Genomic DNA, 25,668 nt, shown 5'->3' on the forward strand with positions numbered 1-25,668 from the left:
GCGGGGCCGACCCTTGCGGCGGGGCCGGGCCTCGACTTGTGTGGAGGCATGACGTGTCAGTTCGTGCCGCCGTACCTCCTCCAGCAGCTCGCCTCCCACCACCCCGGGGTGAGCGGGCCGTGCACCACCACGCTCGCGATCGACGAGCGGTTCCGCACCGCCCGGTCCGGCCCGCCGCGGTCGGCGCCGGCGGGCGTGGTCGGGTCCGCCGCCTGGACCGTGCACACGGCGGCCGGAGGCTCGACGCTGCCCGGCACGAAGGTCCGGGCGGCGGGGGAGCCGGAGTCCGGTGACGCGGCCGTGGACGAGGCGGCGTACGGCATCACGGGGTCGCTGGCGCTTTTCGCCGAGGTCTACGGCCGGGCGTCCTACGACGGGAACGGCGCGCCGGTGAGCCTGACGGTGCACTACGAGCAGGACTACGACAACGCCTTCTGGGACGGCACGCAGCTGGTGTTCGGCGACGGGGACGGGACGGTCTTCGGGCGGTTCACCAAGCCGGTGGACGTGCTGGGGCACGAGTTCACCCACGCGGTCACCGAGCACACGGCGGGGCTGGCCTACGCCGGGCAGTCCGGCGCGCTCAACGAGTCGATGTCCGACGTGTTCGCCGCCTGCCTCAAGCAGCGGCTGCTCGGGCAGGACGCGCTGGAGGCGGACTGGCTGATCGGCGAGGGCATCTTCGTGCCGGGCATCAGCGCGCGCGGGCTGCGCGACATGGCGGCGCCGGGGACGGCCTACGACGACCCGGCGCTGGGCAAGGACCCGCAGGGCGCCGACATGTCGGCGTACGTCGAGACGACCGACGACAACGGCGGCGTGCACCTGAACTCCGGCATCCCGAACCGCGCCTTCCAGCTCGCCGCCGTGGCGATCGGCGGCTCGTCGTGGGAGGGGGCGGGCGCGGTCTGGTACGCCGCGCTGACCGGCGGGGCCGTGGGCGCCCGGACCGACTTCGCCGGGTTCGCGGCGGCGACCGTGGCCGCGGCCGGCGCGCACGCGGACGCGGTGCGGGGCGCCTGGGAGACGGTCGGGGTGACGCCGGCGGGTGCCGCGGCCGGTTCCGGTGCCGGCGCGCCGGGGGTGGCCGAGGGCGACGGGCCGGCGCCGAGCCCGGCACGGACGGTGAGCGTGCGACGCACCGGCGGCTTCGCCGGCCTCGCCGTCGGCGGCGAGGTCGACCTCGACGGCGACGACCCCCGCGGCTCCGAGGTGCGCTCGCTGATGGACCGCATCGACCTGCGCGAGGCGCGGACGGGCCTGCCGCACCCGGACATGTTCGTCTACGACTTCGACCTCTGCGGCGAGCGCGCCCGCGTCCCCGAGCAGCACCTCACCGACGACCTGCGTCGCCTCGCCGAGGTGGTCCTGGGCTGACGGCGGTGTGCGGATTGGTCACCAACCGCAGGTTTTCGGGCCCGGATGTTGCGTTTGGTGACCAATCCGCACGTCCGCGGGGCCGGATGTTGCGGTTGGTGACCAATCCGCACGTCCGCGGGGCCGGATGTTGCGGTTGGTGACCAATCCGCAACAGGCGGCGAGGGGTCAGGCCAGGGCGCGGTCGAGGGCGGCCTCGACGTGCAGGGTGGTGCAGGGGAAGACCGGCAGGTCGACGTCGGCCTGCTTGATCAGCAGCTCGAGCTCGGTGCAGCCGAGCAGCACCCCGGCGGCGCCGGCGTCCCACAGCTCGTCGACGACCGAGACGACCCGGCGGCGGGTGCGGTCGAGGACGTGCCCGTGCACGAGCTCCTCGTAGATCGCGGTGTTCAGCCAGTCGTGGTGCTCCTGCGCCGGCACGATCGCGGTCACGCCGTGGGTCGCGAGGCGGTCGGTGAAGAAGCTGTCCTCCATCGCGACCTTGGTCCCGATGAAGCCGACCGTGGTGACGCCCTGCGCGAGGCAGGCCTGCGCGACGACGTCGGCGAGGTGCACGAGCGGGATCTGCACCGCGGCCTCGACCTGGTCGGCGACCTTGTGGAACGTCGTCGTGCACATGAGCAGGAAGTCCGCCCCCGCCCGCTCGACGCCGGTGGCGGCCTCGGCGAGCAGCTCGCCGATCTGCTGCCAGCGCTGCTCGTCCTCGAGGTCGGTCAGCTCGGCGAAGTCGACGGTGGTCAGCGCGATCTTGGGCGAGGAGAACCCGCCCAGTCGCTGCTGCACGCCGAGGTTCAGGTCGCGGTAGTAGGCGGCGCTGCTCTCCCAGCTCATCCCGCCGATCAGTCCGATGGTCTGCACGGGCGGCAGTCTGGCATGCCGGGAGTACGCCGGGGAGCGACGGCCGGTCCGCGGTCAGTCGGTCCAGTCGGTTCAGTCGGTTCAGTCGGTGGAGACCCGGTGCACCTTGTGCTGGGCGGCCTGCGCGCGGGGCCGGATCACCAGCTCGTCGATGTTGACGTGGCTGGGCCGGGTCGCGATCCACGCGACCGCGTCGGCGACGTCCTCGGCGACCAGGGGGTCGGGCACCCCGGCGTACACCGCGGCGGCCTTGGCCTCGTCCCCGTCGAAGCGGACCATCGCGAACTCGTCGGTGCGCACCATGCCCGGCGCCACCTCGGAGATCCGGATCGGCTCGCCGACCAGCTCGAGGCGCAGGGTCTCGGTCACGACCTGGGTGCCGTGCTTGGCCGCGGTGTAGCCGCCGCCGGTCTCGTAGGCGATCCGCCCCGCGGTCGAGCCCATGTTGACGATCACCGCGTCGCCGCTGGCCCGCAGCGCCGGCAGGAGGGCCTGGGTGACCTGGAGCAGGCCGATCACGTTGACCTCGTACATCGCCCGCCAGTCGGCCGGGTCGGCTCCCTCGACGGTGTCGGAGCCGAACGCGCCGCCGGCGTTGTTCACCAGGACGTGCAGGACGCCGCCCTCGGCCTCGACTGCAGCGGCCAGCCCGGCCACGGACTCCCGGGAGGTGACGTCGCAGGCGACGGCCAGACCCCCGATCTCCTCGGCGAGGGCCTCGATCCGGTCGGTGCGCCGGGCGGCGCAGACGACGCGGAACCCCTCGGCGGCCAGGGCGCGCGCGGACGCGGCCCCGATCCCGCTGCTGGCTCCGGTGACGACGGCGGTGCGTGGAGTGCTCATGCCCCCGATTCTGCCCGGCGGTGGTGAGGGAGCGGCGCCCGGTGGCACACTGCCTGTCGTTCGGCCCCCTCACGGGGGAGCAGCGACGCCGAAGTGGGAGCTCCATGGATCTGCACACCGTCGCCCGTGGCTCGGGCCTCCTCGGGGGGCTCTGCTGGGTCGTCCGGCTCGTGCTCGACCTCGCCGGGTCGGGCACCGGCGGCGCCGCCGACGGGCTGTACTGGGTGGGCCTGGTGCTCCTCGCCGTGGGCCTGGCCGGGATGGGCGCGGGACTGGTCAGCACGAGTGCGACGTGGCTGCAGGCGATCGTCGCCGTGGCCTTCCCGCTGCTGGTGTGGTCGGTGCTCGAGGTGCTGCACCCCGCGGGCAACCCCCGGGTGATCGACGGGGTCCTCGGCCTCGTGGTCGCCGGTGCCGCCGTGCAGCGGCTGCTTCGGGACCGGCGTCGCCGCGAGGCCCGCCGCAGGGCCGGCGCTCACGCTCGCTGACCGGCCGGCGTGGGGCGTGCCCGGTCGGGGTACGACCCGGCGTACCGCCGTGCGGGAATCGCTGGCACGCTGGAGCGGTTGTGCGACGTGGAGCACGACAGAGAGGGAGCGACGTGGAGCGCATCGGGCGGCTGGCGATGATCAGCCTGCACACCTCCCCGCTCGACCAGCCGGGGATCGGCGACGCGGGCGGGATGAACGTCTACGTCATCGAGCTCTCGCGCCGCCTGGCCCAGCAGGGCATCGCGGTCGACATCTTCACGCGCGCGACCAGCTCGACGCTGCCGCCGGTCGTCGAGGCCTTCGACGGAGTGCTCGTGCGGCACATCCACGCGGGCCCGTTCGAGGGGCTGACCAAGGGCGAGCTGCCCGGCCAGCTCTGCGTCTTCGCCCGCGAGGTGCTCCGCGCCGAGGCCGCGCAGCCGGTGGGCCACTACGACGCCGTGCACTCGCACTACTGGCTCTCGGGGCAGGTCGGCGCACTCGCCCGCGACCGCTGGGGCGTGCCGCTCGTGCACACCATGCACACGATGGCCAAGGTCAAGAACGCCGCGCTCGCGCTCGGTGACACCCCCGAGCCCGCCGCGCGGATCATCGGCGAGGAGCAGGTCGTCGAGGCCGCCGACGTCCTCATCGCCAACACCGACATCGAGGCCAAGCAGCTCATCGAGCTGTACGACGCCGAGCCCGGCCGCGTCGAGGTCGTCCACCCCGGTGTCGATCTCGAGGTCTTCCGGCCGATGGACCAGGACACCGCCCGCGGTGCGCTCGGGCTGCCGCTCGACGCCCACGTGCTGCTCTTCGCGGGCCGGATCCAGCCGCTCAAGGCGCCCGACGTGCTCCTGCGCGCCGTCGCCGAGCTGCTCGCCCAGCAGCCCTCGCTCCGCTCCCGGATGGTCGTCCCGGTCGTCGGCGGCCCCTCGGGCTCCGGCCTCGACCACCCCGAGTCGCTGGCCCAGCTGTCCGCGGAGCTCGGCCTCGAGGACGTGGTCCGCTTCGTGCCGCCGGTGGCGCAGGAGGAGCTGGCGCGGTGGTACGCCGCCGCCACGCTGGTCGCCGTGCCGTCGTACAACGAGTCCTTCGGCCTGGTCGCCGCCGAGGCCCAGGCCGCCGGCACCCCCGTCGTCGCCGCGGCCGTCGGCGGCCTGCCGACCGTCGTCCGCGACGGCCACTCGGGCCTGCTCGTCGACTCGCACGAGCCGCGCGACTGGGCCGCGGCCCTGCGCCGGGTGCTCGAGGACGACGACCTGCGGGCCCGGCTCGAGGTCGGTGCGCTCGAGCAGGCGCGCAGCTTCGCGTGGGAGCGGACCGCCGAGCGGACCCTCGAGGTCTACCGCCGGGCCGGCTCGCTGATGCGCGAGGCGGTCTCGTGAGCGCGGACGTCGTCCGGTCCTACCTCCGCGCCAACGACCTGGAGTTCGAGGAGACGGCGCCCGGGGTGTTCTCGTTCTCGCTGCCCGGCGAGAAGAAGCTGCAGACCGCCGTCCGCCTCGACGTCGGCGCCCACGCCCTCGGCGTGCACGCCTTCGTCTGCCGGAACCCCGACGAGAACCACGAGCGGGTCTACCGCTGGCTGCTGGAGCGGAACCTCAAGATGTACGCCGTCTCGTTCGCCGTCGACCGGACCGGTGACATCTACCTCGACGCGCGGCTCCCGCTCGCCGCCCTCGGCGAGGGTGCTGCCGACGAGCTGGACCGGCTGCTCGGCTCGGTGCTGTCGTACGCCGACGAGTCGTTCAACGCGATCCTCGAGCTCGGCTTCGCCTCCTCGATCCGCAAGGAGTGGGAGTGGCGCAAGCTGCGCGGGGAGTCGACCCGGAACCTCGACGCGTTCCGGGGCTGGCTGGAGGCGGGCGACGAGGACGCGCCTCCTGCGGCTGACTGACGCGGGCGTCGTGGCGCGCTGGCGTCAGGCGGCGACGAGCACCGCGACCAGCGCGAGCACCGCGGGCAGCGCCTGCACGACCAGGATCCGGCGGCTGACCGTCTGGGCGCCGTACACCCCGGCGACGACGACGCACGTGAGGAAGAAGATCTTCACGTCGCGCTGGTCCGCGACCAGGCCCCAGACGAGCCCGGCGACCAGGAAGCCGTTGTAGAGGCCCTGGTTGGCGGCGAGCACCTTGGTCGACTCGGCGAACTCGGCGGTGTTGCCGAACGTCTTGCGACCGAGCGGCCTGGTCCAGAGGAACATCTCGAGCACGAGGAAGTACGCGTGCAGCGCGGCCACCAGCCCGACCAGCACGTCAGCGAGGATCGTCATCCCCGCAGCATGGCAGCCTCAGGCGGGTCGGGCAGGCTCTTCGGTCAGCACCCGCGGGCGCGGCTTGCGCCGAGCGACGGCCACGCCGACCAGCGCGAGCACGCCGCCGGCGTACGCCATGGTCGGCGGCACCTCGCCGAGGAAGACGAGCCCCATGACGATGGTGAGGGGCGGGACGAGGTACGTCGTGACGCCGAGGCTGCTCGCGGACATGTGCTGCAGGGCGAAGGCGTACGTCGTGAAGGCGATCGCCGTCGGGAAGATGCCGAGGTAGACGAGCCACAGGATCGACGCCGTCGGCGCCGCGGCGGTCTCCGACCAGAGCTGGCCGGCGAACGGCAGGCAGGCCACCGCCCCGACGCTGCAGGCGAGCCAGACCACGTGCACGGCCGCCATCCGGGTCATGAGGGGCTTCTGCAGGACCAGGCTGACGGAGTAGACGACCGCGCTGACCAGGCAGAGCACGACCCCGACCACGTCGCTGTTGCCGCCGGGGCTGGTCGAGAACGCGATGACCGCGACGCCCGCGAAGGCCAGCGCGAGCCCGCCGGCGAGGTAGACGGTGAAGCGCTCGGACAGGAAGACGGCCGCCAGCAGCGCGATCAGCACCGGCGAGACCTGGATCAGCATCGCGGCGGTGCCGGCGTCGACGCGCCGCTCGCCCTCGTTCAGCGCGAGGTTGTAGACCCCGAACCACAGCACCCCGATGGCCAGGATCCGCAGCAGGTCGCGGCCGCGGGGGCGCGGCAGGCCGCGGGGGAGCGCGACCGCCGCGAGGCACAGCGCCCCGACGAGCAGCCGCCCCAGCGAGAGGGCGCCCGGGGAGAAGTCGTCGCCGAGGTAGCGGATCGCCACGAAGGCGCTGGCCCAGAGCAGCAGGGTGACCGCGACGGCCGTGACCGGCAGCCACGTCGCGACCGGCTGGTCGGGAGCGGGGCGGCTGGTCGGGGAGGTCGTCGTACTCGTCACGCGCCCAGCCTAGGGACGTCCACCGACGCCCGACACGCGGTTATCGGACGTCGTTGCGCGACATCCCGCCAGTGCCGCCTGGTGCGGCCTTCGCCGGCGACTTCCCGGGGGAAACTGCGGCGACTTCCCGGGGGAAACTGTCACTTTCCGGGGGTTGCAACACCCGGAAAGCGCCAAATTCCCCGGATATCCGGGGAAACCGACGCCCCCGGAGAACCTCAGAGGTCGAGCTTGTACCCGAGCCCCCGCACGGTGACGAGGAACTTCGGCTCACCGGGGTCGGGCTCGAGCTTGGCGCGCAGCCGCTTGACGTGGACGTCGAGGGTCTTGGTGTCGCCGACGTAGTCGGAGCCCCAGACGCGGTCGATGAGCTGGCCGCGGGTGAGCACCCGGCCGGGGTTGCGCAGGAACATCTCGAGGAGCTCGAACTCCTTGAGCGGCAGCCGCTGCTCCTCGCCGCCGACGGTGACGACGTGGCGCTCGACGTCCATCCGGACGGGGCCGGCCTCGAGGGTGGCGGGGGCCAGGTCGGGGTCGGCGCCGCGGCGCAGGACGGCGCGGATGCGGGCGACCAGCTCGCGGGGGGAGTACGGCTTGGTGACGTAGTCGTCGGCGCCGAGCTCCAGCCCGACCACCTTGTCGACCTCGTCGTCCTTGGCGCTGACCATGATCACCGGGACGTTGGACGTCTGGCGGATCGTGCGGCACACCTCGGTCCCGGGGATGCCCGGCAGCATCAGGTCCAGCAGCACGATGTCGGCGCCGTTGCGGTCGAACTCCGCGAGCGCGGCGTTGCCGTCGGCCGCGATCGCGACCTCGAAGCCTTCCTTGCGGAGCATGTAGGCGAGCGCGTCGCTGTAGCTCTCTTCGTCCTCGACGACGAGTACCCGGGTCACCGGCCTGCCTCCTGGTTCCTGCGCGGAAGGGACAGGGTGAACGTAGACCCTTGCCCCTCGACCGACCACACACGGACTTCTCCGCCGTGCGTCGCGGCCACGTGCTTGACGATGGACAGCCCCAGACCGGTGCCGCCCGTCGAGCGGTGCCGGGCCGGGTCGACGCGGTAGAACCGCTCGAAGATCCGGTCCATCTCGTCGGTGGGGATGCCGATGCCCTGGTCCACGACCGAGATCTCGACCTTGCCCTCGTCGGCCTTGGTGGTGACGAGGACGGTGGAGTCGCACTCGGAGTACGACACTGCGTTGGCCACGAGGTTCGCGACCGCGGCCGTGACCTGCTCCTCGTTGCCGAAGACCTGCAGCCCGGTGATACCGCCGGTGACGATCGCGATCCGCTTGGAGTCCGCGTCGATGGCGCTGGTGTCGACGGCCGTGGCGATCACCTCGTCCAGCTCCACCACCATCGGGGCCTCGAGCGGGTCGTCGCCCTGCAGCCGGGACAGCTCGATGACCTGCTGGACCAGCCGGGACAGGCGGTCGCTCTCGGTCAGCATCCGGCCGGCGAAGCGCTTGACCGCCTCCGGGTCCTCGGACGCGTCGCTCACGGCCTCGCTGAGCAGCCGGATCGCGCCGACGGGCGTCTTGAGCTCGTGGCTGACGTTGGCGACGAAGTCACGGCGTACCGCCTCGACCCGGCGCTCCCGGGTGCGGTCCTCCACCAGCGCCAGCACGAGCCGCGACCCCAGCGGGGCCACGCGGGCGGTGACGTGGCGCGCCGGCATGCCCGGGCGCGACATCAGCAGCTCGGTCTCGCGGATCTGTCCGTCGCGACGCACCTGCCGGACGAGGTCGGCGAGGTCCTCGGAGACCAGGGCGGTGCCGCGGACCAGGCCGAGGGCGTACGCCGGGGCCGAGGCCTTCAGGACGACGTCGCTGTCGTCGACCACGACCGCGCTGCTGCGGAGCACGGAGAGCACGGTCGCCACCCCGGGGGGTACGACGGGCTCCTCGACGGCAGGGGCACGGTGCTGCTGGCGGTCGCTGACCGCCCAGGCGAGCACGGCGCCGCCGGCGACGACGGCTCCGATGAGCGCGGCGAGGAAGGCCTGCGTCGTCGGGTCCACGCCCCAAGAGTAGGGCTCGATTCACCTGGAATTTGCCGAGCGGGGCCTGGCTTCCGACTGTTCACTCCTCGTTCACCGGCCGACCCCGACTGGTCATCCGGCCCTCGTAGGCTCCTCCTCATGCGTGAGGCCTTCCATGAACAGCTCGATTCCGTCTTCGACGACCTCGCGGGCATCTGCCGCAGCGTCGAGAGTGCCGTGCGACTCGCCACCGAGGCGCTGCTGACCGGCGACGCCGAGGTCGCCGAGCGGGTGATCAGCGCCGACGTCGAGATCGACCGGGCGCGCGAGAGCGTCGAGGAGAAGGCCTTCCAGCTGCTCTCCTTGCAGCAGCCGGTCGCCGGCGACCTGCGCACCGTCGTCTCCGCGCTGCGGATGGTGAGCGAGCTCGAGCGGATGGGCGACCTGTCCGTCCACGTCGCGAAGATCGCCCGCCTGCGGGTGCCGAACGTCGCCGTGCCCCTCGAGGTGCAGCCGACGATGACCAAGATGGCCACCGTCGCCGAGGACATGGTCAGCCGGGTCTCCCAGATCATCACCGGCCGCGACGTCGCCGCCGCGATCGAGCTCGGCCGCGACGACGAGGTCATGGACCAGTTGCGCCGCGCATCCTTCGTCGAGCTGCTCTCCGACGACTGGGACCACGGCGTCGAGGCGGCCGTCGACATCGCCCTGCTGGGGCGGTACTACGAGCGGATCGCCGACCACGCCGTCTCGGTCGCCAACCGGGTCGTCTTCGTCGTCACCGGCCAGGACCCGCGGACCGTCGGGGCCTGAGGCTGGTCCGACCGGCTCAGCGACCCTGGTTGGCGACGGCGGCGGCTGCTGCTGCGGCCGCCTCGGGGTCGAGGTACTCGCCACCGGGGACGGTGGGGGCCAGGTCGTCGTCGAGGCGGTAGACCAGCGGCATGCCGGTCGGGATGTTGAGCCCGGCGATGTCGTCGTCGCTGATGCCGTCGAGGTGCTTGACGATGCCGCGCAGGCTGTTGCCGTGGGCGGCGACCAGGACGGTCTTGCCGGCGCGCAGGTCGGCGGTGATGTCGGACTGCCAGTACGGCAGCATCCGCGCGATCACGTCCTTGAGGCACTCGGTGCGCGGCAGCTCGTCGCCGAGGTCGGCGTAGCGCGGGTCGTCGACCTGGGAGAACTCGTCGTCGTCCGCGAGCGGCGGGGGCGGCACGTCGAAGCTGCGGCGCCAGGTCATGAACTGCTCCTCGCCGTACTCCGCGAGGGTCTGCTTCTTGTCCTTGCCCTGCAGCGCCCCGTAGTGGCGCTCGTTGAGGCGCCAGGAGCGCTTCACCGGGATCCAGTGCCGGTCGGCCGCGTCGAGGGCCAGCGCGGCGGTGTTGATCGCGCGGCGCTGGAGCGAGGTGTGGACGACGTCGGGCAGCAGCCCGGCCTCCTTGAGCTGGACGCCACCGCGGACGGCCTCGTCACGGCCCTTGTCGGTGAGGGCCACGTCGACCCAGCCGGTGAAGAGGTTCTTGGCGTTCCACTCGCTCTCGCCGTGGCGGAGCAGGATCAGGGTGTGGGTCATGGTCACTCCGACGGGGACGCGGACGGGCTCGCGGAGGACGACTCCGACGGGGACTCGGACGGGCTCTCCGAGGGGGCGTCGGACGGGCTGGCGCTCGCCCCGCCCGAGATGTCGAGGCCGGCGTACTCGCCCGTGGCGGTCACGACCGGCACCTTGAGCGTGACGCGCTCACCGCTGCCGAAGGTGACGGTGATGGGGAGGTACTCGCCGGCCTTGAAGGTGCCGGACACCGGCACGCCGCCGTTGGTGGCGAGGTTGACGAAGCCACCGGGCGGGATCGTGAGGGCGCTGAAGTCGCCCGGCTGGATCGTGTTGCCGTCGGCGCCGGCGATCGACTCGAAGGTCGCCTCCTTCGCCTGGTCGTTGTTGGAGAACGACGCGATGAAGGTGCCCGAGTCGTCCGCGGCGGAGACCACGATCGCGGAGAGCACGTCGACCTTCCCGGAGCGGTCGGTGGCGCCGTTCTGGATCGTGTTGACCCGGTCGGTCGCGTAGTTGAAGCCGCAGGCGGTCAGCGCGGGGGCGGACAGCAGCAGGGCGCCCAGGGCGAGTGCGGTCGAGCGTCGGAGGTGCATCTTCAGGCCTTCGCAGGTCGTCGGCGGGCACCAGGGGGACCTGGCTGCGGTGCCGGTACGGCGGGGTGGTGGTGCCCAGACTAGTGGGCGCGCGCGAGGCTCGCCCGACTGGTCACCGGGCGGTCCCGACGGGTCACTGGGACAGGCCGACGGCGTTGCCGGTGAGCAGCAGCGCCGCGACCACGATCGCGGTCGCGACCGAGCCGAGGACGAGCAGCTTGGTGGCGCCGGTGCGCAGCGCGAGCCGCAGCGGCAGGTGCTTCCAGCCGTCGGCGTTGTCGGGGACCAGCCCGGGCAGGGCGCGCAGCACGTGCACGCACACGCCCAGCAGTGCGGCCAGCACGGTGATGGCGATCTCGGGCGGGTTGCCGGTGGCGTCGCCGCCCCAGCCGCCGTACGACAGGAACGCGGGCAGCAGGGCGAACGACACCGCCCACGGCAGCCACGAGAGCAGGCCACGGCGGAGCGCGACGTTGCCGAGCAGGCCGACGACCAGCGAGACGAGGTAGGCGCTGCCGGCGGTGACGCCGTTGGCGACGGAGAGGGGGACGACGAGCAGCACGCCCACGATCAGGGCGAACCAGACGGTCCCGGCGTCGAGCTGGCCGAGCGCGACCGGCTTGCCGGCGAGCTCGTGGCGGCGGTCGCGGGCCGCGTCGACGATGTCGTTGTGCCAGCCGAGGATGGTCTGGCCGACGAGCACGGTGACGAAGACCAGGCCGAGCTCGCGCGTCGTACGCCCCGCCAGCGCGGCCGCGGCGGCGACGCCGAGCGCGGTGACGACGGCCTGGCGCGGGTGGCCGGCGCGCAGCAGCAGTACGGGGCCGAGGGTGCCGAGCGAGAGCCGGCGCCCGGCGCGCCGCTGCGGCTGCACCGGCGCGGTCACGGCGGTGGCGAGCGGCTCGGTCGTGGTCGCGCCCGTGGCGCGGCGAGGGGCGGGGGCGGTGCCGGACGCGGTGTCCGCGGCAGTCGCCGACGCGGCCGCGGGGGCCGCTCCCACGCCCTCGTCGGGGAGGTCCTTCTTCTTGCGCGCACGCCGCGTCATCACCATGGTCGGCAGTATCCGCCAACGGGCTCCCGCAGGTCGTGATTCGCCCGCTTTGGCGCCCCCGGGTCGCGCGCCGGACACCCGGCCCACCATACGAACGGCGATTCTGTCAAGCCCACAATGTGCCTCTGACCTGCGCAAACGTGAACGGGGCCGCTTCCGAGCCGTGTTAGAATGGTCACCTAGGAAGGGGTACCTCACACATGACTTTCACCGTCGGCGAAACGGTTGTTTACCCAAATCACGGGGCCGCGATCATCGAGGACATCGAGACGCGCACCATCAAGGGGGAGGACCGGGAATACCTCGTCCTTCGGATTGTCGCCCAGCAGGACCTGGTCGTTCGCGTCCCGTCCTGCAACCTCGACCTGGTCGGGGTGCGCGACGTGGTCGACAAGGAGGGCCTGGACCGTGTGTTCGACGTCCTCCGGGCGGCCCACGTGGAGGAGCCGACCAACTGGTCGCGCCGCTACAAGGCCAACCTCGAGAAGCTCCACAGCGGCGACGTGCTGAAGGTCGCCGAGGTCGTGCGTGACCTGTGGCGCCGCGAGCGCGACCGCGGGCTCTCGGCCGGTGAGAAGCGGATGCTGGCCAAGGCGCGCCAGATCCTCGTCTCCGAGCTGGCCCTGGCCGAGCACACCAACGAGGACAAGGCCGAGGCCATCCTCGACGAGGTCCTCGCCTCCTGATCGACACCGATCTCCACGCTGCCCCCGGGTCACCCCGGGGGCAGCGTGCATTTCGGGGTCCGCCGCCGCCGGACCGGGCGGACGTCATACGGTCTGAGGGCCATGACCCACGATGCGTATGACGTCCCCGAGTCCCCGCCCGCGCTCGGCTCCGTCGTGGAGCAGGACCGCGGGTCGCTGCCGTTCGCCCTGGTCCACGGCGAGGCGCTGGTCGCCTGCGCGTCCTGGGCGCTGGGCGACGCCGGGGTGCTGGCCGTCGACGTCGGCACCGAGTGGGCCGGTCTGGTCGACGCCGAGGAGCCGTTCGTGCTGCACGACGCGCTCTGCCCGATGACCCCGGCCTCCTTCATCGCCGCGTGCGTCACGGCCGCCGTCGAGCACGACCGGGTCGTGGTCGGGGTCCGGCCGGTGACCGACACCGTCAAGCACGTCGGCCCCGACGGCGACGCCGACGGCCCTGTCCTCGTCGGCGCGACCGTCGACCGGTCCACGCTGGCCGCGGTCGTCTCGCCGATCGTGCTGCCGGCGTCCGTCGTCGCCGCGCTGGACGGCCTGCCGACGCTGGACTTCGCCGACCTGGTCGCCGCCCTGGCCGAGCGGTTCCCCGTCGAGCTGCTCGGGGCCCCGGCCGAGGCCCGCCGGGTCGGGTCGGCCGACGACGTACGCCTCCTCGAGGCGCTCACCGGCCCTCCCCGCTGACGCGAGCGGGCGGGCGGGCCGGTAGTCCGCCACGTTCTGGTCGCTCCGAGCCCGCCGCAGCGACAGGTTCGTGGCGGACTATCCCGCCGCGGGCCGCCCCGGGGCGAGACGGGTCGCGAGGGCGACGTCCTCGGGGAAGGTGATCTTCAGGTTGAGCGAGGTGCTCGGCACGGCCGCGATGCGGACGTCGGTGTAGCGCTCCAGGCAGCCCGCGGTGTCGGTGGCGTCGAAGCCGTCGTGCTCGGCGAGGCGGTACGCCGTCAGCAGGTCGCCCGCGCGGAAGGCCTGCGGCGTCTGGACCCCCGCGAGGCCGGCGCCGGCGGCGGTCGGAGGAGCGTCGGGGGCGACGACGAGCAGGTGGTCGAGCGGTGCCACCGGGATCGCCCCGCCGTGCTCGCGGGCGGCGGCGATCGTGGCGGCCCAGAGCGCCTCCCCGGCCAGCGGCCGCGCGCCGTCGTGGATCACGACCACGTCGACGGCGCCGGACTCGATGTCGGGGGTGAGGGCGCGCAGCGCGTTCCACTCCGAGCGGTGCCGTGTCTCGCCGCCGTCGACGACCAGCACCTCCCGGTTGCCGAGCCACGGCGTGACCGCGTCGGCGACGTCGTCGCGCTCGTCGGGCCGGACCACCAGCACCAGCCGGTGCACGTCCGGCTGCGCGAGCGCGTCGCGCAGCGACCACACCAGCACCGGGGCGTCGCCCAGCGGCAGCAGGACCTTGTTGACGCCGGCCCCCACGCGGGTCCCGGCGCCGGCGGCGAGGATGACGACGGCGGCGGGCACGCGCGGAGTCTAGGCGGCCTCAGTAGATCGGCTGGTCCGACCGCAGCGACGGGTAGGCCGTCAGCGGGGGCAGGTCGCCGACGCGCTCGTGGTCAGGCCCGGAGCCGGTGCCGTCGGAGGCCTGCGCGGCGATCGGGTCGCCGTCGGCGTCGAGGTAGGTGATCCGGTCCAGGGCGTTGAAGCCGAGGTTCGAGCCCATCGAGTCGATCGAGGCGCCCGGGGGCAGGTCCAGGAGACGGTTGAGGACGACGTAGCCGTCCCGCGCCGTGACCGTCGCGTGCGTGCCGTCCCCGAAGTCGTAGCGCACCTGCGCCACCTCGTCGGGCAGGCGGTCCGTCGTGGAGATCGCCCATGTCGGGCACGACTCGTCGGCCCGCCCGTCGACCAGGCCGCAGCCGCCCCCGAACGAGTAGCTCGTCGACCGGCTGGTGCCGGAGGCGTCGTACACCGTCATGCCGGAGGAGAACTCCTGGTTGTCCAGGTGCACGAAGCACTCCGCCCAGTGGGCGCCGTCGCCGGACTCGATCGCCAGGATCACCTGGTGCGCGGTGCGCTCCTGGGCCTTCACGACCGGGGTGCCGGCGTCGAAGATCAGGCCGGTCGCGTCGGCGGACTGGTTGCCGTCACGGCACTGGCGCAGCAGGGTCGCGTCCGAGCGCGGCGCCTCGGAGGTGCCCTGGCTCGCCACCGGTACGTCGCGCCCGTCGCGGGCCGTGCCCGGACCGCCGCCGGCCACCGCCTGGACGGAGCCGGCGATCGCGAGGACCGCGACGGCCGCCCCCGCCCCGGTCAGCAGGCGTCGGCGGCGCAGCAGCCGGCGTCCGGCGCTCACCCCGGGGTCGCCGGCGAACGCCCCGCCGGCGGGCTCGCGGCGTACGGCGTCGTCGAGGAGGTCGTGGAAGTCGGTCGAGTTCATGCTCATCGTCGGGATCCCTCCGTGGTGTCGGACATCAGCTGGTGGAGCCGCTCGAGGGCTCGTGAGGTGTGGCTCTTGACGGTGCCCTCGGAGATCCGCAGGTCACGCGCCGTCTCGGTGACGGACATCCCCATCCAGTGCCGCAGCACGACGGTCTTGCGCTGCATCTCCGGCAGCTGCAGCAGGGCCAGCACCAGGTCGTGCCGGTCGCCCGGGTCGACCCCGGGTGCGGTCGGGTGGTCGTAGCCCTCCAGCCCGGCGCGCTCGCGCCTCCACGGCCGGCGGTGCTCGTCGATCGTGCTGCGCAGGATCGTCTGGCGCACGTAGGCGTCCTCCGCGGCCGCCCGGCGCACCCGCGGCCACGCGACGTACAGCTTGGCCAGCGCGTTCTGCACGATGTCGTCGGCGGTGTGCCAGTCGCCGCACAGGGCGTAGGCCATCCGCCGCAGCTGCGGTCGTCTCGCCTGGGCGTAGTCGGTGAACTCCGCCCTCCGGTCGCTGCTCATCCGTGCTCCTGTCGGTCCCGAGGTGTCAGTCCCGAGAGAGACGGGGCCTCGCGAGGTTCGGTTGTCACGCGCACGCCCGATTCTCGCCCTCCGGGGTTTCCAGGGCCGCCGGGTCCGTGAGGTCGTGAGGTCTGTGAGGCCGTGAGGACAAGTTGACCTCGGCGAGAGACCGGCGTGCAGCGAGGCGAAACCTCGACTGCCGAGAGTGAGGTCGTCAGCCACCACGGAACCCCCCAGGAGCAGCCCATGTCCGCGACCGCCCCCACCGAACGGCGCACCGGCCGCTGGATCGACGACTGGCGCCCCGAGGACGCCGCCTTCTGGGAGGGCGGCGGCCGACAGGTCGCGCGCCGCAACCTGGTGTGGTCGATCTTCGCCGAGCACCTCGGCTTCTCGGTCTGGCTGATCTGGAGCGTCAGCTCGGCGTTCCTGGTCGCGACCGGCTTCGACTACAGCCCCCAACAGCTGTTCCTCCTGGTCGCGCTGCCGAACCTGGTCGGCTCGCTGCTGCGGCTGCCCTACACCTTCGCCGTCCCGAAGTTCGGCGGCCGCAACTGGACGATGACGAGCGCCGCGCTGCTGCTGGTGCCGACGCTCGGTTTCGCGTACGCCGTGCAGCGGCCGGACACGCCGTACTGGGCCTTCTGCCTAATCGCGGCCACCGCCGGCCTCGGCGGCGGCAACTTCGCCTCGTCGATGGCGAACATCAACTTCTTCTACCCCTCCGCCAAGAAGGGCGCCGCGCTCGGGCTCAACGCCGCGGGCGGCAACCTCGGCGTCTCGCTGATCCAGCTCTTCCTGCCGGTGATCGTGGGTGGCGCGGGCATCTTCGGCCTGGTCAAGGCCGCCGACGGCGGCGTGCACCTCGAGCGGGCCGCGTGGGTGTACGCCGGCCTCGCCGTGGTGGCCACGCTGGCGGCGTACCTCTTCATGGACAACCTCGGCACCGCGAAGTCGACGCCCCGCGAGCAGCTGCAGGTCGTCCGGAAGCCGCAGACCTGGATCATGGCGTTCCTCTACATCGGAACCTTCGGCTCGTTCATCGGCTACTCCGCGGCGATGCCGCTGCTGATCAAGCTCAACTTCTGGGTGCCGGACCCGGCGCCGCTCGGCACCGGCATCTACTTCGCCTACTTCGCCTTCCTCGGCGCGCTGGTCGGCTCCGCGACGCGGCCGCTCGGCGGCTGGCTCGCCGACACGTACGGCGGCGCGAAGGTCACCCTCGGCGCCTTCGTCGGCATGGTGGTCTTCACGCTCGTCGTGCTGTGGACGCTGACGCAGCTCACCCCGAACCCGACCGCGGACCCGGCGATCGCCACCGAGAACCAGGCGTGGTTCCCCGCGTTCCTCGTCGCCTTCCTCCTCGTCTTCGCCTCGACCGGCATCGGCAACGGCTCGACCTACAAGATGATCCCCGCGATCTGGCGCACCGAGGCCGAGCGCTCGACGGCTCCCGGCACCCCCGAGCGCGACGCCGCGCTGCTGCGCGGCACCAAGCAGGCCTCGGCGGCGATCGGCGTCATCGGGGCGGTCGGCGCGATGGGCGGCTTCCTGATCCCGCTGGCCTTCAGCTCGCCGTGGGTCGACAACCCGCTGTCGGCGACCAAGGGCGCGTTCATGGTCTTCACCGGCTTCTACGTCGTGTGCGCGCTGGTCACCTGGGCGGTCTACCTGCGCCGGCCCGCCACCGCGAAGGCGACCGGCCTCGCCGGCGCCCGGATCTGACCTCGCCATGACCGACACCCACTGCCCCTACTGCTCCCTGCAGTGCGGGATGAAGGTGACCGGGCGGCGGTCGCCGGAGGTGTCGGCCTGGCCGGAGTTCCCCGTCAACGAGGGCGCGTTGTGCCGCAAGGGCTGGACGGCGACCGGGCTCGTCGGCAGCCGCGAGCGGCTCACGACCCCGCTGCTGCGGGACCGGGCGACCGGGGAGTTCCGCCCGGTCGGCTGGGACGAGGCGCTCGGCGTCGTCGCCGACCGGCTCCGTGCGCTGCGCGCCGCGCACGGGCCCGACACGGTCGGCGTCTTCGGCGGCGGCGGGCTGACGAACGAGAAGGCCTACCAGCTCGGCAAGTTCGCCCGGGTCGCGCTCGGCACCAGCCAGATCGACTACAACGGCCGCTGGTGCATGAGCTCGGCCGCGTCGGCCGGGACGAAGGCGTTCGGCCTGGACCGCGGGCTGCCGTTCCCGCTCGCGGACCTCGAGCAGACCGACGTCGTCGTGCTGGTCGGCTCCAACCTCGCCGAGACGATGCCCCCCGCGGCCCGCCACCTCGACCGGCTGCGCGAGCGCGGCGGCCGAGTCGTCGTCGTCGACCCCCGCGTCACGGCGACCGCCGAGCGCGCCGACCTCGTCGTCCAGCCGGTCCCCGGCACGGACCTGGCCCTCGCGCTGGGCGTCCTGCACCTGCTCGTGGCCGGCGGCCACGTCGACGAGGAGTACGTCGCCACCCGGACGACCGGCTTCGACGACGTCCGCCGCGCCGTCGCGGCGTGGTGGCCCGAGCGGGTCGAGCGGGTCACCGGCGTGCCGGTCGAGGAGCTCCGCGCCCTGGTCGCGCTGCTCACCGGCGCCGACAAGGTGGTGGTGCTCACCGCCCGCGGGGCCGAGCAGCACAGCCAGGGCACCGACACCGTGCTCGCCTGGATCGACGTGGCCCTGGCGCTGGGGCAGTGCGGGACGACGTACGGCGGCTACGGCTGTCTGACCGGTCAGGGCAACGGCCAGGGTGGCCGCGAGCACGGCCAGAAGGCCGACCAGCTGCCGGGCTACCGGATGATCGACGACCCGGCCGCGCGCGAGCACGTCGCCGGCGTGTGGGGTGTCCCGGCCGACCAGCTGCCGGGCAGGGGGCGCTCGGCCTACGAGCTCCTCGACGTCCTCGGCACCCCGACCGGCCCGCAGGCGCTCCTGGTCTTCGGCTCCAACATCGTGGTCTCCGCGCCGAACGCCACCCACGTCACGCGGCGGCTGGAGTCCCTCGACCTCCTGGTCGTCGCCGACCTCGTGCTGTCCGAGACCGCCGCGATCGCCGACGTCGTCCTGCCGGTCACGCAGTGGGCCGAGGAGACCGGCACCATGACCAACCTCGAGGGCCGGGTGATCCTGCGCCAGCAGGCGCTGACCCCGCCCACCGGTGTACGCAGCGACCTCGAGGTCCTGCACGGGCTGGCCGTCCGCCTCGAGGCGCCCGTGCCGTTCGCGACCGATCCCGAGGAGGTCTTCGCCGAGCTCGGCCGGGCCTCGGCGGGCGGCCGGGCGGACTACGCGGGCATCACCTACGACCGGATCCGCGCCGAGCACGGGGTGTTCTGGCCGTGCCCGGACGCCGACCACCCCGGCACGCCGCGGATGTTCCTCGACGGCTTCGCCACCCCGGACGGTCGGGCCCGCTTCCACGCGGTCGAGCACCGCGGCGCGGCCGAGCAGCCGTGCGCGGACTACCCGCTGCACCTCACCACCGGGCGGGTGCTCGCGCAGTACCAGTCCGGCGCCCAGACCCGTCGCGTCCGCGCGCTCACCGACACCGGCCCCTTCGTCGAGCTGCACCCCCTGCTCGCCCGCCGGCTCGGCACCGCCGACGGCGAGCCGGTCACGGTCACCACCCGCCGCGGCTCGATGACCGCACCGGCGCGGGTGGTCGCGACGATCCGCCCCGACACCGTCTTCGTCCCCTTCCACTGGGTCGGGGCGAACCGGCTCACCAACGACGCCCTCGACCCGTCCAGCCGGATGCCGGAGTTCAAGGTGTGCGCGGCGTCGGTGATGGCGGCGGGCCGCGCGTCCGGTGCGACCCGCGAGCAGCCGGCGGGGGTGCCGGCATGAGCGAGCGCCTGGTCGTCGTCGGCAACGGGATGGCCGCGAACCGGCTGCTCGACGACCTCGCCGTGCGCGGGTACGACGGGCACGTCACCGTGCTCGGCGACGAGCCCGTGCCGGCGTACAACCGGATCCTGCTGAGCGCCGTCCTCGAGGGCAGCCACCCCCGCGGCGCGATCGCGCTGCCGGAGCGCACCCCGGACCGCACCGACCTGCGGCTCGGGACGCGCGTGCTCGAGGTCGACCGGGAGCGCCGCGAGGTGATGCTGGTCGACGGCGAGCGGATCGGCTACGACCGGCTGGTCCTCGCGACCGGCAGCATCCCCACCCTGCCCCCGATCCGCGGGCTGGTGCGGATGGACGGCCAGCTGCACCCGAAGGTGCACGCCTTCCGCAGCCTGGCCGACTGCGAGCGGCTCGACGCGGCGATCGCGGGCGACCTGCGGGGCGTCGTCGTCGGCGGCGGCCTGCTCGGCCTCCAGGTCGCGCGGGTGCTGACCCTGCGCGGGGTCGCGACCGAGGTCGTCGAGGGCGCCGAGCACCTGCTCGCCAGCCAGGTCGGCACGCCCGGCGGGAAGGTCCTCGCCCGCGACCTGCGCCGGCTCGGGACCGCCGTCTACACCGGCACCCGCGCGGTCCGGCTCACCGACGCGGGGCTCGTCCTCGACAACGACTACACCCTCGAGACCGACCTCGTCGTGCTCACCGCCGGCGGCCGGCCGAGCACCGCGCTCGCCCGGCGCGCCGGACTGATGGTGCGGCGGGGCGTCGTCGTGGACGGCCGCCTCGCCTCGGTCACCGACGACCGGGTCCACGCGATCGGTGACTGCGCCGAGCACCGCGGCGTCACCACCGGCTTCGTCCCGCCGGCCTGGGAGCAGGCCACGGCACTGGCCGACCAGCTGACCGGCGGCACCACGGCGTACGCCGGCTCCCGCACCGTCGCCCGCCTCCGCGCCACCGGCCTCGAGGTCGCCGTGCTCGGCGACCCGGAGCGCGCCGACGGCGAGGTCGTCGAGATGACGAACCCGCTGGCCGGGACCTACCGCAAGCTCGTCGTCCGCGACGGCGCGATCGTGGCCGCGGCCCTGGTCGGCGACCTGTCCCGGATCGGCCTGATCACCCAGCTCTACGACCGCCGCACCGTCCTCGGCCCGCTCGAGCCCGGCGAGCTGCTCGTGCCCGAGTCGGCCGCGGCGCCCGCGCCGCTCACCGACGAGGTCGAGGTGTGCGCCTGCGCCGGGGTCAGCGCCGGGCGGGTCCGGGCCTGCGCGGACCTCGACGACGTACGCCGCACCACCCGCGCCACCACCGGCTGCGGCGGGTGCGGACCGGTCGTCCGCCAGCTGCTCGGTGCCGCCCCGGCCCCGGTCTGACGCTCGCCGCACCCCATTCGTTTTCACGCCTGTTACACGCCGAAACCGCCCCACAACACAGCCGCCCTACCGTCGAAGCACCAGGGAAGGACCTCCCATGACCCACCTCCGCAGGACCCTCGTCGTGGCCGGCCACGGGATGGTCGGGCACCGCTTCGTGCAGGCGGCGATCGAGCGCGGGCTCACGGAGACCTACGACGTCGTCGTCGTGGGGGAGGAGCCGCGCGCGGCCTACGACCGGGTCGCCCTGACGTCGTTCTTCGCCGCCGGGAGCGCCGACGCGCTGTCGCTGCTGCCGGACGGCCGCTACGACGATCCGCGGGTCCGCCTCACCCTGGCCACCACGGTCACCGCCGTGGACCGCGAGGCCCGCACGGTCACGCTGGACGACGGGACCGTGCAGGCCTACGACGCCCTGGTGCTCGCGACCGGCTCCGCCCCGTTCGTCCCGCCGGTCGAGGGCCGCGACCTCGACGGCTGCTTCGTCTACCGCACGATCGAGGACCTCGAGGCGATCCGCGCGGCCTCGCTGACCGCCACCCGGGGCGTGGTCGTCGGGGGCGGGCTGCTCGGGCTCGAGGCCGCGAACGCGCTCGTCCAGCTCGGCCTGGAGACCCACGTGGTCGAGATGGCGCCGCGGCTGATGCCGATGCAGCTCGACGCCGCCGCGGGCAGCACCCTGGTCCGCCACATCGAGAAGCTCGGCGTCCACGTGCACGCCGGCGCCGCGACCCGGTCCGTCACCGGCACCGACCGCGTCACGGGCGTCGAGCTCGCGGACGGCCACGTCCCGGCCGACCTCGTCGTCTTCTCCGCCGGCGTCCGCCCGCGCGACCAGCTGGCTCGCACCAGCGGCCTCCCGGTCGCCGAGCGCGGCGGCGTACTCGTCGACGAGCAGTGCCGCACCGTCGACCCCCACGTCTTCGCGATCGGCGAGTGCGCGGCGCCCGGAGGCACGATGTACGGCCTGGTCGCCCCCGGCTACGCGATGGCGGAGGTCGTCGTCGACGCGCTGCTCGACGGCCCCGGCACCTTCACCGGCGCCGACATGTCCACCAAGCTCAAGCTGCTCGGCGTCGACGTGGCGTCCTTCGGCGACGCGTTCGCCACCACCGAGGGCTCCCTCGAGCTGGTCTTCTCCGACGCGGTCGCGGGGATCTACAAGAAGCTCGTCGTCACCGAGGACGGGACCCGGCTGCTCGGCGGCATTTTGGTCGGCGACGCGTCGGCGTACGGCATCCTGCGCCCGATGGTCTCCAGCGGCATCGCGCTGCCGGCGAACCCGGAGGAGCTGATCCTCCCGGCGAGCCGCGGGGGGACGCCCGCGGGTGCGGCCGGCCTGCCCGACGAGGCCCAGGTCTGCTCGTGCAACGACGTCACCAAGGGCGAGATCCGCACGGCGGTCGCGGCCACCACCGGCCACGCCTGCGAGGACCTCGCCTGCGTGAAGAGCTGCACTTCGGCCGGCACCACCTGCGGCTCGTGCGTGCCGGTCGTCAAGACGATCATCGAGGACCACTTCGCCTCGGTCGGCAAGGTCGTCGACAAGGGCCTGTGCGAGCACTTCGCGCTGACGCGGCAGGAGCTCTTCGACCTGGTCGCGGTGCACGGCTACCGCCGCTTCGACGAGCTCGTCGAGGCGCACGGGCGCGGCCGCGGCTGCGACGTCTGCAAGCCCGTCGTCGCGAGCATCCTGGCCAGCCAGTTCAACGGCCACGTGCTCGCCGAGGACACCGTCGCGCTGCAGGACACCAACGACGCCTACCTCGCGAACATCCAGCGCAACGGCACCTACTCCGTCGTGCCGCGCATCCCCGGCGGCGAGATCACGCCCGAGAAGCTGATCGTGATCGGCGAGGTGGCCCGCGACTTCAACCTCTACACGAAGATCACCGGCGGCCAGCGCATCGACCTCTTCGGTGCCCGGATGGAGGAGTTGCCCGCGATCTGGAGGCGGCTCGTCGACGCGGGCTTCGAGTCCGGCCACGCCTACGGCAAGTCGCTGCGCACGGTGAAGTCGTGCGTCGGGTCGACGTGGTGCCGGTACGGCGTGCAGGACTCGACCAGCCTCGCGATCCTCCTGGAGCTGAGGTACCGCGGGCTGCGCTCGCCCCACAAGCTCAAGGGCGGGGTCAGCGGCTGCGCGCGCGAGTGCGCCGAGGCGCGGGGCAAGGACTTCGGGGTCATCGCGACCGAGAAGGGCTGGAACCTCTACGTCGGCGGCAACGGCGGCGCGAACCCGGCCCACGCGCGGCTGCTCGCCGGCGACCTCGACAACGAGACGCTGGTCCGCTACCTCGACCGGTTCCTCATGTACTACGTCCGCACCGCCGACCGGCTGCAGCGGACGGCGCCTTGGATCGACGCCCTGGAGGGCGGCCTGGACCGGGTGCGTGAGGTCGTCGTCGACGACGTCCTCGGCCTCGGGGCCGACCTCGAGGACGCCATGACCCGGCACGTCGGGTCCTACTTCGACGAGTGGAAGGCCACCGTGGACGACGAGGAGAAGCTGGCCCGGTTCGTGTCGTTCGTGAACGCGCCCGGCACGCCCGACCCGAACATCACCTTCGGCACCGAGCGCGGGCAGATCACGCCCTCGACCTCGGCGGAGCCCGTCGTGCTCGGCACGTCGATCCCGGTCGGGGCGCCATGACGCCGGCCGTGCCGCCGCCCCCGCCGCCGTCCTCTGCCGCGCACCGGACGCCCGAGGAGTGGCAGCCGGTGTGCCGGGTCGCCGAGCTCGAGGTCGAGCGCGGGGCCACGGCGCTGGTGCACGGGCAGGCGATCGCGATCTTCCGCACCCACGACGACCAGGTCTACGCGCTGGGCAACCACGACCCCTTCGCCAAGGCCTCGGTCCTCGCCCGGGGCATCGTCGGCACCCGCGGGGACACGCCGTTCGTCGCCTCGCCGATGCACAAGCACGCCTTCGACCTCCGCAGCGGGCGCTGCCTCGACGACCGGAACGTCTCCGTGCCGTCGTACGACGTCCGCGTGGTCGAGGGCGTCGTCCTCGTCGGCCAGCGCAAGTCCGACGCGGCCTGAGCCATGACGTCCCCCGAGCCCGCTGCCTCCGCCGCCGGTCCTGCTGCCGGCCCTGCCGCCGGCCCGCTCGACGGCTTCCACGTCGGCGTGACCGCCGCGCGGAAGGTCGACGAGCAGATCGCGCTGCTCGAGCGGCGCGGCGCCCGGATCGAGTGGGCGCCGGCGCTGTCGCTGGACCCCAACCACGTCGACGACGACCAGCTCCGGGCGGCGACCGACGAGGTGCTCGCGCGGCCGGTCGACCTGTTCCTCGCGACCACCGGGGTCGGGATGAAGGCGTGGTTCGAGGCGACGGCCCGGTGGGGGATCCTCGACGACCTGCTCGGTGCGCTCGGCCGGGCCGAGATCCTCGCGCGCGGGCCGAAGAGCGTCGGCGCGCTGCGTCGCCAGGGCCTGCGCGAGCTGTGGGCGCCGGAGTCGGAGTGCTTCGAGGACGTGCTGGCGCACCTGCGCGGCCGCGACCTCGCCGGCGTCCGCATCGTCGTGCAGGAGCACGGCCAGTCGCTGTCGATGGCCTCGCACGCGCTGCGGCGGCAGGGGGCCGACGTGACCGTGGTGACGGTCTACCGCGTCGAGGGGGCCGAGGACCCGGCCCCGATGTTCCGGATGGTCGACCTGATCGCGGACCGCAAGCTCGACGCCGTCACGTTCACCTCCGCGCCGGCCGTGGCGGCACTGATGGACGCCGCCGGTGTCACCGGGCGCCGCGACGAGGTGGTCGCGGCGTTCCAGGCGGACGTCGTCGCGACCTGCGTCGGGCCGGTCACCGCGGCGGCCTTCGAGCTGTGGGGGGTGCCCGCGATCGTGCCGGAGCGCTCCCGGCTCGGCGCGATGGTCAAGCTGATGGAGACCGAGCTGCCGGCGCGGCGCTCCGGCACCGCGATCCCCGTCGCGGGGCGGCTGCTGGTGCTGCACGGCGACCGGGTGCTGCTCGACGGCCTCGAGGTCAAGATGTCCGCGGCGCCGCTGGCCGTCCTGCAGGCGCTGGCCGTCAACCCCGGCCACGTCGTGTCGCGGCCCGAGCTCCTCGCCGCGCTTCCGAGCGGCCAGGCCAGCTCCGAGCACGCCGTCGAGATGGCGGTCGCCCGGGTGCGCGCCGCGATCGGGACACGGCTGGTCGCGACGGTCGTGAAGCGTGGCTACCGGCTGGTGGTGGCGTGATGCGGCTCGTCACGGTGGCGCACGGGACCCGCTACGCGCCGGGCAACGACGTCGCACGTGAGATCGCCGCCGCGGCCGGTGCCCGCCTCGGGGTGAGCGCCTCGGCGGCGTACGTCGAGCTGTGCGAGCCGTCCTTCGCCTCCGTCGTCGCGGCCACCTCCGTCCCGACGGTGGCGGTACCGCTGCTGCTCTCCACCGGCTTCCACGTGCGCCAGGACCTGCCGGCGGCCGTCGCCGCCGCCGGGCCCGCGCACCCGGTCGTGCTGACGCCGACCCTCGGACCCCACCCGCTGCTGGCCGCCGCCCAGGCGGCCCGCCTGGTCGCGGCGGGGGCCCGGCCGGGGCAGCAGGTGGTGCTCGTCGCCGCGGGATCCCGGGACCCGCGGACCGACCCCGACCTGGCTCGGGCCGCGGCGCTGCTCGCCGCGGCCTGGGGCGGGCCGGTGGAGCTCGCCACCCTGACCGGCCGCGGTCCGCGCCCCGCGGACGTCGTCCGGCGCGGGGCGGTCGCGTCGCCGTACCTCCTGGCGCCCGGGCACTTCGCCGACCGCGCCCGCGACGAGTCGCTCGCCGCCGGCGCCGCCTTGGTCGCCGACGTCATCGGCCCGCACCGGTTCGTCGCCGAGCTCGTCGCCCGGCGGTTCCGGGCCCTCGCGCCGGCTGTCGCTGCCTGACTCATGCGTCGTGGCGGC

The 25,668-nt window shown here is 73.6% G+C and carries 26 protein-coding genes; 14 read left to right on the forward strand and 12 right to left on the reverse strand.

The window, feature by feature from the left end:
• Positions 1-48: 48 nt before the first annotated feature.
• Positions 49-1,377, forward strand: coding sequence for a protealysin inhibitor emfourin (locus tag H5V45_RS14655; protein ID WP_185253606.1), 1,329 nt, complete (start codon positions 49-51; stop codon positions 1,375-1,377).
• A 168-nt stretch (positions 1,378-1,545) separates the two neighbouring features.
• Here the strand turns inward: H5V45_RS14655 and H5V45_RS14660 are convergent, their stop codons facing one another.
• Both H5V45_RS14660 and H5V45_RS14665 read right to left on the reverse strand, forming a co-directional pair.
• Positions 1,546-2,235, reverse strand: a complete 690-nt coding sequence (locus H5V45_RS14660) for an amino acid racemase (protein ID WP_185253607.1) — start codon at positions 2,233-2,235, stop codon at positions 1,546-1,548.
• An 81-nt stretch (positions 2,236-2,316) separates the two neighbouring features.
• The gene (locus H5V45_RS14665) at positions 2,317-3,078 is read right to left on the reverse strand and encodes an SDR family oxidoreductase (RefSeq protein WP_185253608.1); all 762 of its coding nucleotides are present in this window, start codon (positions 3,076-3,078) and stop codon (positions 2,317-2,319) included.
• Between the two features lie 104 nt (positions 3,079-3,182).
• Here H5V45_RS14665 and H5V45_RS14670 point away from each other — a divergent pair, with 104 nt between their 5' ends.
• From H5V45_RS14670 to H5V45_RS14680, 3 genes are all read left to right on the forward strand, one after another.
• Entirely contained in the window at positions 3,183-3,566 is a 384-nt protein-coding gene (locus tag H5V45_RS14670; RefSeq protein WP_185253609.1) for a hypothetical protein, read from the forward strand.
• 113 nt (positions 3,567-3,679) lie between these two features.
• Positions 3,680-4,939 carry a D-inositol-3-phosphate glycosyltransferase gene (gene mshA, locus H5V45_RS14675; protein ID WP_425491444.1) on the forward strand — a complete coding sequence of 420 codons (1,260 nt, stop codon included), beginning with the start codon at positions 3,680-3,682 and terminating at the stop codon, positions 4,937-4,939.
• Complete coding sequence (locus H5V45_RS14680; protein ID WP_185253610.1) at positions 4,936-5,451, forward strand: YbjN domain-containing protein; 516 nt, start codon at positions 4,936-4,938, stop codon at positions 5,449-5,451. Before mshA ends, H5V45_RS14680 begins: the two co-directional genes overlap by 4 nt.
• Before the next feature lie 24 nt (positions 5,452-5,475).
• Here H5V45_RS14680 and H5V45_RS14685 read toward each other — a convergent pair whose 3' ends face one another.
• The 4 genes from H5V45_RS14685 to H5V45_RS14700 form a co-directional block, all read right to left on the reverse strand.
• On the reverse strand, positions 5,476-5,829 hold the full coding sequence (locus H5V45_RS14685; RefSeq protein WP_185253611.1) for a DUF1304 domain-containing protein: 354 nt from the start codon (positions 5,827-5,829) through the stop codon (positions 5,476-5,478).
• Between the two features lie 18 nt (positions 5,830-5,847).
• Positions 5,848-6,798, reverse strand: a complete 951-nt coding sequence (locus tag H5V45_RS14690; RefSeq protein ID WP_185253612.1) for an EamA family transporter — start codon at positions 6,796-6,798, stop codon at positions 5,848-5,850.
• 218 nt (positions 6,799-7,016) lie between these two features.
• The gene (locus H5V45_RS14695; protein WP_185253613.1) at positions 7,017-7,694 is read right to left on the reverse strand and encodes a response regulator; all 678 of its coding nucleotides are present in this window, start codon (positions 7,692-7,694) and stop codon (positions 7,017-7,019) included.
• Complete coding sequence (locus H5V45_RS14700) at positions 7,691-8,821, reverse strand: ATP-binding protein (protein ID WP_185253614.1); 1,131 nt, start codon at positions 8,819-8,821, stop codon at positions 7,691-7,693. The genes H5V45_RS14695 and H5V45_RS14700 overlap by 4 nt, the downstream gene beginning before the upstream one ends.
• Before the next feature lie 120 nt (positions 8,822-8,941).
• Between H5V45_RS14700 and phoU the strand changes: the two genes are divergently transcribed.
• Complete coding sequence (phoU, locus tag H5V45_RS14705; protein ID WP_185253615.1) at positions 8,942-9,598, forward strand: phosphate signaling complex protein PhoU; 657 nt, start codon at positions 8,942-8,944, stop codon at positions 9,596-9,598.
• A 16-nt stretch (positions 9,599-9,614) separates the two neighbouring features.
• Here phoU and H5V45_RS14710 read toward each other — a convergent pair whose 3' ends face one another.
• The 3 genes from H5V45_RS14710 to H5V45_RS14720 form a co-directional block, all read right to left on the reverse strand.
• Positions 9,615-10,358, reverse strand: coding sequence for a phosphoglyceromutase (locus H5V45_RS14710; protein ID WP_185253616.1), 744 nt, complete (start codon positions 10,356-10,358; stop codon positions 9,615-9,617).
• A gap of 2 nt (positions 10,359-10,360) precedes the next feature.
• Positions 10,361-10,933: a hypothetical protein gene (locus H5V45_RS14715; RefSeq protein WP_185253617.1), complete on the reverse strand. Its 573-nt coding sequence runs from the start codon at positions 10,931-10,933 to the stop codon at positions 10,361-10,363.
• A gap of 133 nt (positions 10,934-11,066) precedes the next feature.
• Positions 11,067-11,984 carry a UbiA prenyltransferase family protein gene (locus H5V45_RS14720; protein ID WP_185253618.1) on the reverse strand — a complete coding sequence of 306 codons (918 nt, stop codon included), beginning with the start codon at positions 11,982-11,984 and terminating at the stop codon, positions 11,067-11,069.
• Positions 11,985-12,184: 200 nt separating this feature from the next.
• On the opposite strand from H5V45_RS14720, the gene H5V45_RS14725 reads away from it, so the two are divergent.
• Together H5V45_RS14725 and H5V45_RS14730 are read left to right on the forward strand one after the other, a co-directional pair.
• Complete coding sequence (locus H5V45_RS14725; RefSeq protein ID WP_185253619.1) at positions 12,185-12,670, forward strand: CarD family transcriptional regulator; 486 nt, start codon at positions 12,185-12,187, stop codon at positions 12,668-12,670.
• 102 nt (positions 12,671-12,772) lie between these two features.
• Positions 12,773-13,369: a 2-C-methyl-D-erythritol 4-phosphate cytidylyltransferase gene (locus H5V45_RS14730; protein WP_185253620.1), complete on the forward strand. Its 597-nt coding sequence runs from the start codon at positions 12,773-12,775 to the stop codon at positions 13,367-13,369.
• Between the two features lie 78 nt (positions 13,370-13,447).
• On the opposite strand, the gene H5V45_RS14735 is transcribed toward H5V45_RS14730, so the two are convergent.
• The 3 genes from H5V45_RS14735 to H5V45_RS14745 are packed head-to-tail and all read right to left on the reverse strand — an operon-like array spanning position 13,448 to position 15,574.
• The gene (locus tag H5V45_RS14735; protein ID WP_185253621.1) at positions 13,448-14,152 is read right to left on the reverse strand and encodes a 2-C-methyl-D-erythritol 4-phosphate cytidylyltransferase; all 705 of its coding nucleotides are present in this window, start codon (positions 14,150-14,152) and stop codon (positions 13,448-13,450) included.
• A 19-nt stretch (positions 14,153-14,171) separates the two neighbouring features.
• Entirely contained in the window at positions 14,172-15,074 is a 903-nt protein-coding gene (locus H5V45_RS14740; protein ID WP_185253622.1) for a hypothetical protein, read from the reverse strand.
• Complete coding sequence (locus tag H5V45_RS14745) at positions 15,071-15,574, reverse strand: SigE family RNA polymerase sigma factor (RefSeq protein ID WP_185253623.1); 504 nt, start codon at positions 15,572-15,574, stop codon at positions 15,071-15,073. Before H5V45_RS14745 ends, H5V45_RS14740 begins: the two co-directional genes overlap by 4 nt.
• A 246-nt stretch (positions 15,575-15,820) precedes the next feature.
• Here H5V45_RS14745 and H5V45_RS14750 point away from each other — a divergent pair, with 246 nt between their 5' ends.
• The 7 genes from H5V45_RS14750 to H5V45_RS14780 all read left to right on the forward strand — a co-directional run bounded on the left by H5V45_RS14750 (position 15,821) and on the right by H5V45_RS14780 (position 25,650).
• The gene (locus tag H5V45_RS14750) at positions 15,821-17,299 is read left to right on the forward strand and encodes an MFS transporter (protein ID WP_185253624.1); all 1,479 of its coding nucleotides are present in this window, start codon (positions 15,821-15,823) and stop codon (positions 17,297-17,299) included.
• Positions 17,300-17,306: 7 nt separating this feature from the next.
• A complete protein-coding gene (locus H5V45_RS14755; RefSeq protein ID WP_185253625.1) occupies positions 17,307-19,400 on the forward strand; it encodes a molybdopterin oxidoreductase family protein in 2,094 nt (697 codons plus the stop codon).
• The gene (locus tag H5V45_RS14760; RefSeq protein WP_185253626.1) at positions 19,397-20,770 is read left to right on the forward strand and encodes an FAD-dependent oxidoreductase; all 1,374 of its coding nucleotides are present in this window, start codon (positions 19,397-19,399) and stop codon (positions 20,768-20,770) included. Before H5V45_RS14755 ends, H5V45_RS14760 begins: the two co-directional genes overlap by 4 nt.
• Before the next feature lie 97 nt (positions 20,771-20,867).
• Positions 20,868-23,423 (forward strand): nitrite reductase large subunit NirB, encoded by a 2,556-nt coding sequence (nirB, locus tag H5V45_RS14765; RefSeq protein WP_185253627.1) that lies wholly within the window; start codon positions 20,868-20,870, stop codon positions 23,421-23,423.
• Positions 23,420-23,815 carry a nitrite reductase small subunit NirD gene (gene nirD, locus H5V45_RS14770; RefSeq protein WP_185253628.1) on the forward strand — a complete coding sequence of 132 codons (396 nt, stop codon included), beginning with the start codon at positions 23,420-23,422 and terminating at the stop codon, positions 23,813-23,815. The genes nirB and nirD overlap by 4 nt, the downstream gene beginning before the upstream one ends.
• A gap of 3 nt (positions 23,816-23,818) precedes the next feature.
• Complete coding sequence (locus H5V45_RS14775) at positions 23,819-24,976, forward strand: uroporphyrinogen-III synthase (RefSeq protein WP_185253629.1); 1,158 nt, start codon at positions 23,819-23,821, stop codon at positions 24,974-24,976.
• Positions 24,976-25,650 carry a sirohydrochlorin chelatase gene (locus H5V45_RS14780; RefSeq protein WP_185253630.1) on the forward strand — a complete coding sequence of 225 codons (675 nt, stop codon included), beginning with the start codon at positions 24,976-24,978 and terminating at the stop codon, positions 25,648-25,650. The genes H5V45_RS14775 and H5V45_RS14780 overlap by 1 nt, the downstream gene beginning before the upstream one ends.
• Positions 25,651-25,668: the final 18 nt, after the last annotated feature.

Source organism: Nocardioides luti, assembly GCF_014212315.1.
Classification (GTDB): domain Bacteria; phylum Actinomycetota; class Actinomycetes; order Propionibacteriales; family Nocardioidaceae; genus Nocardioides; species Nocardioides luti.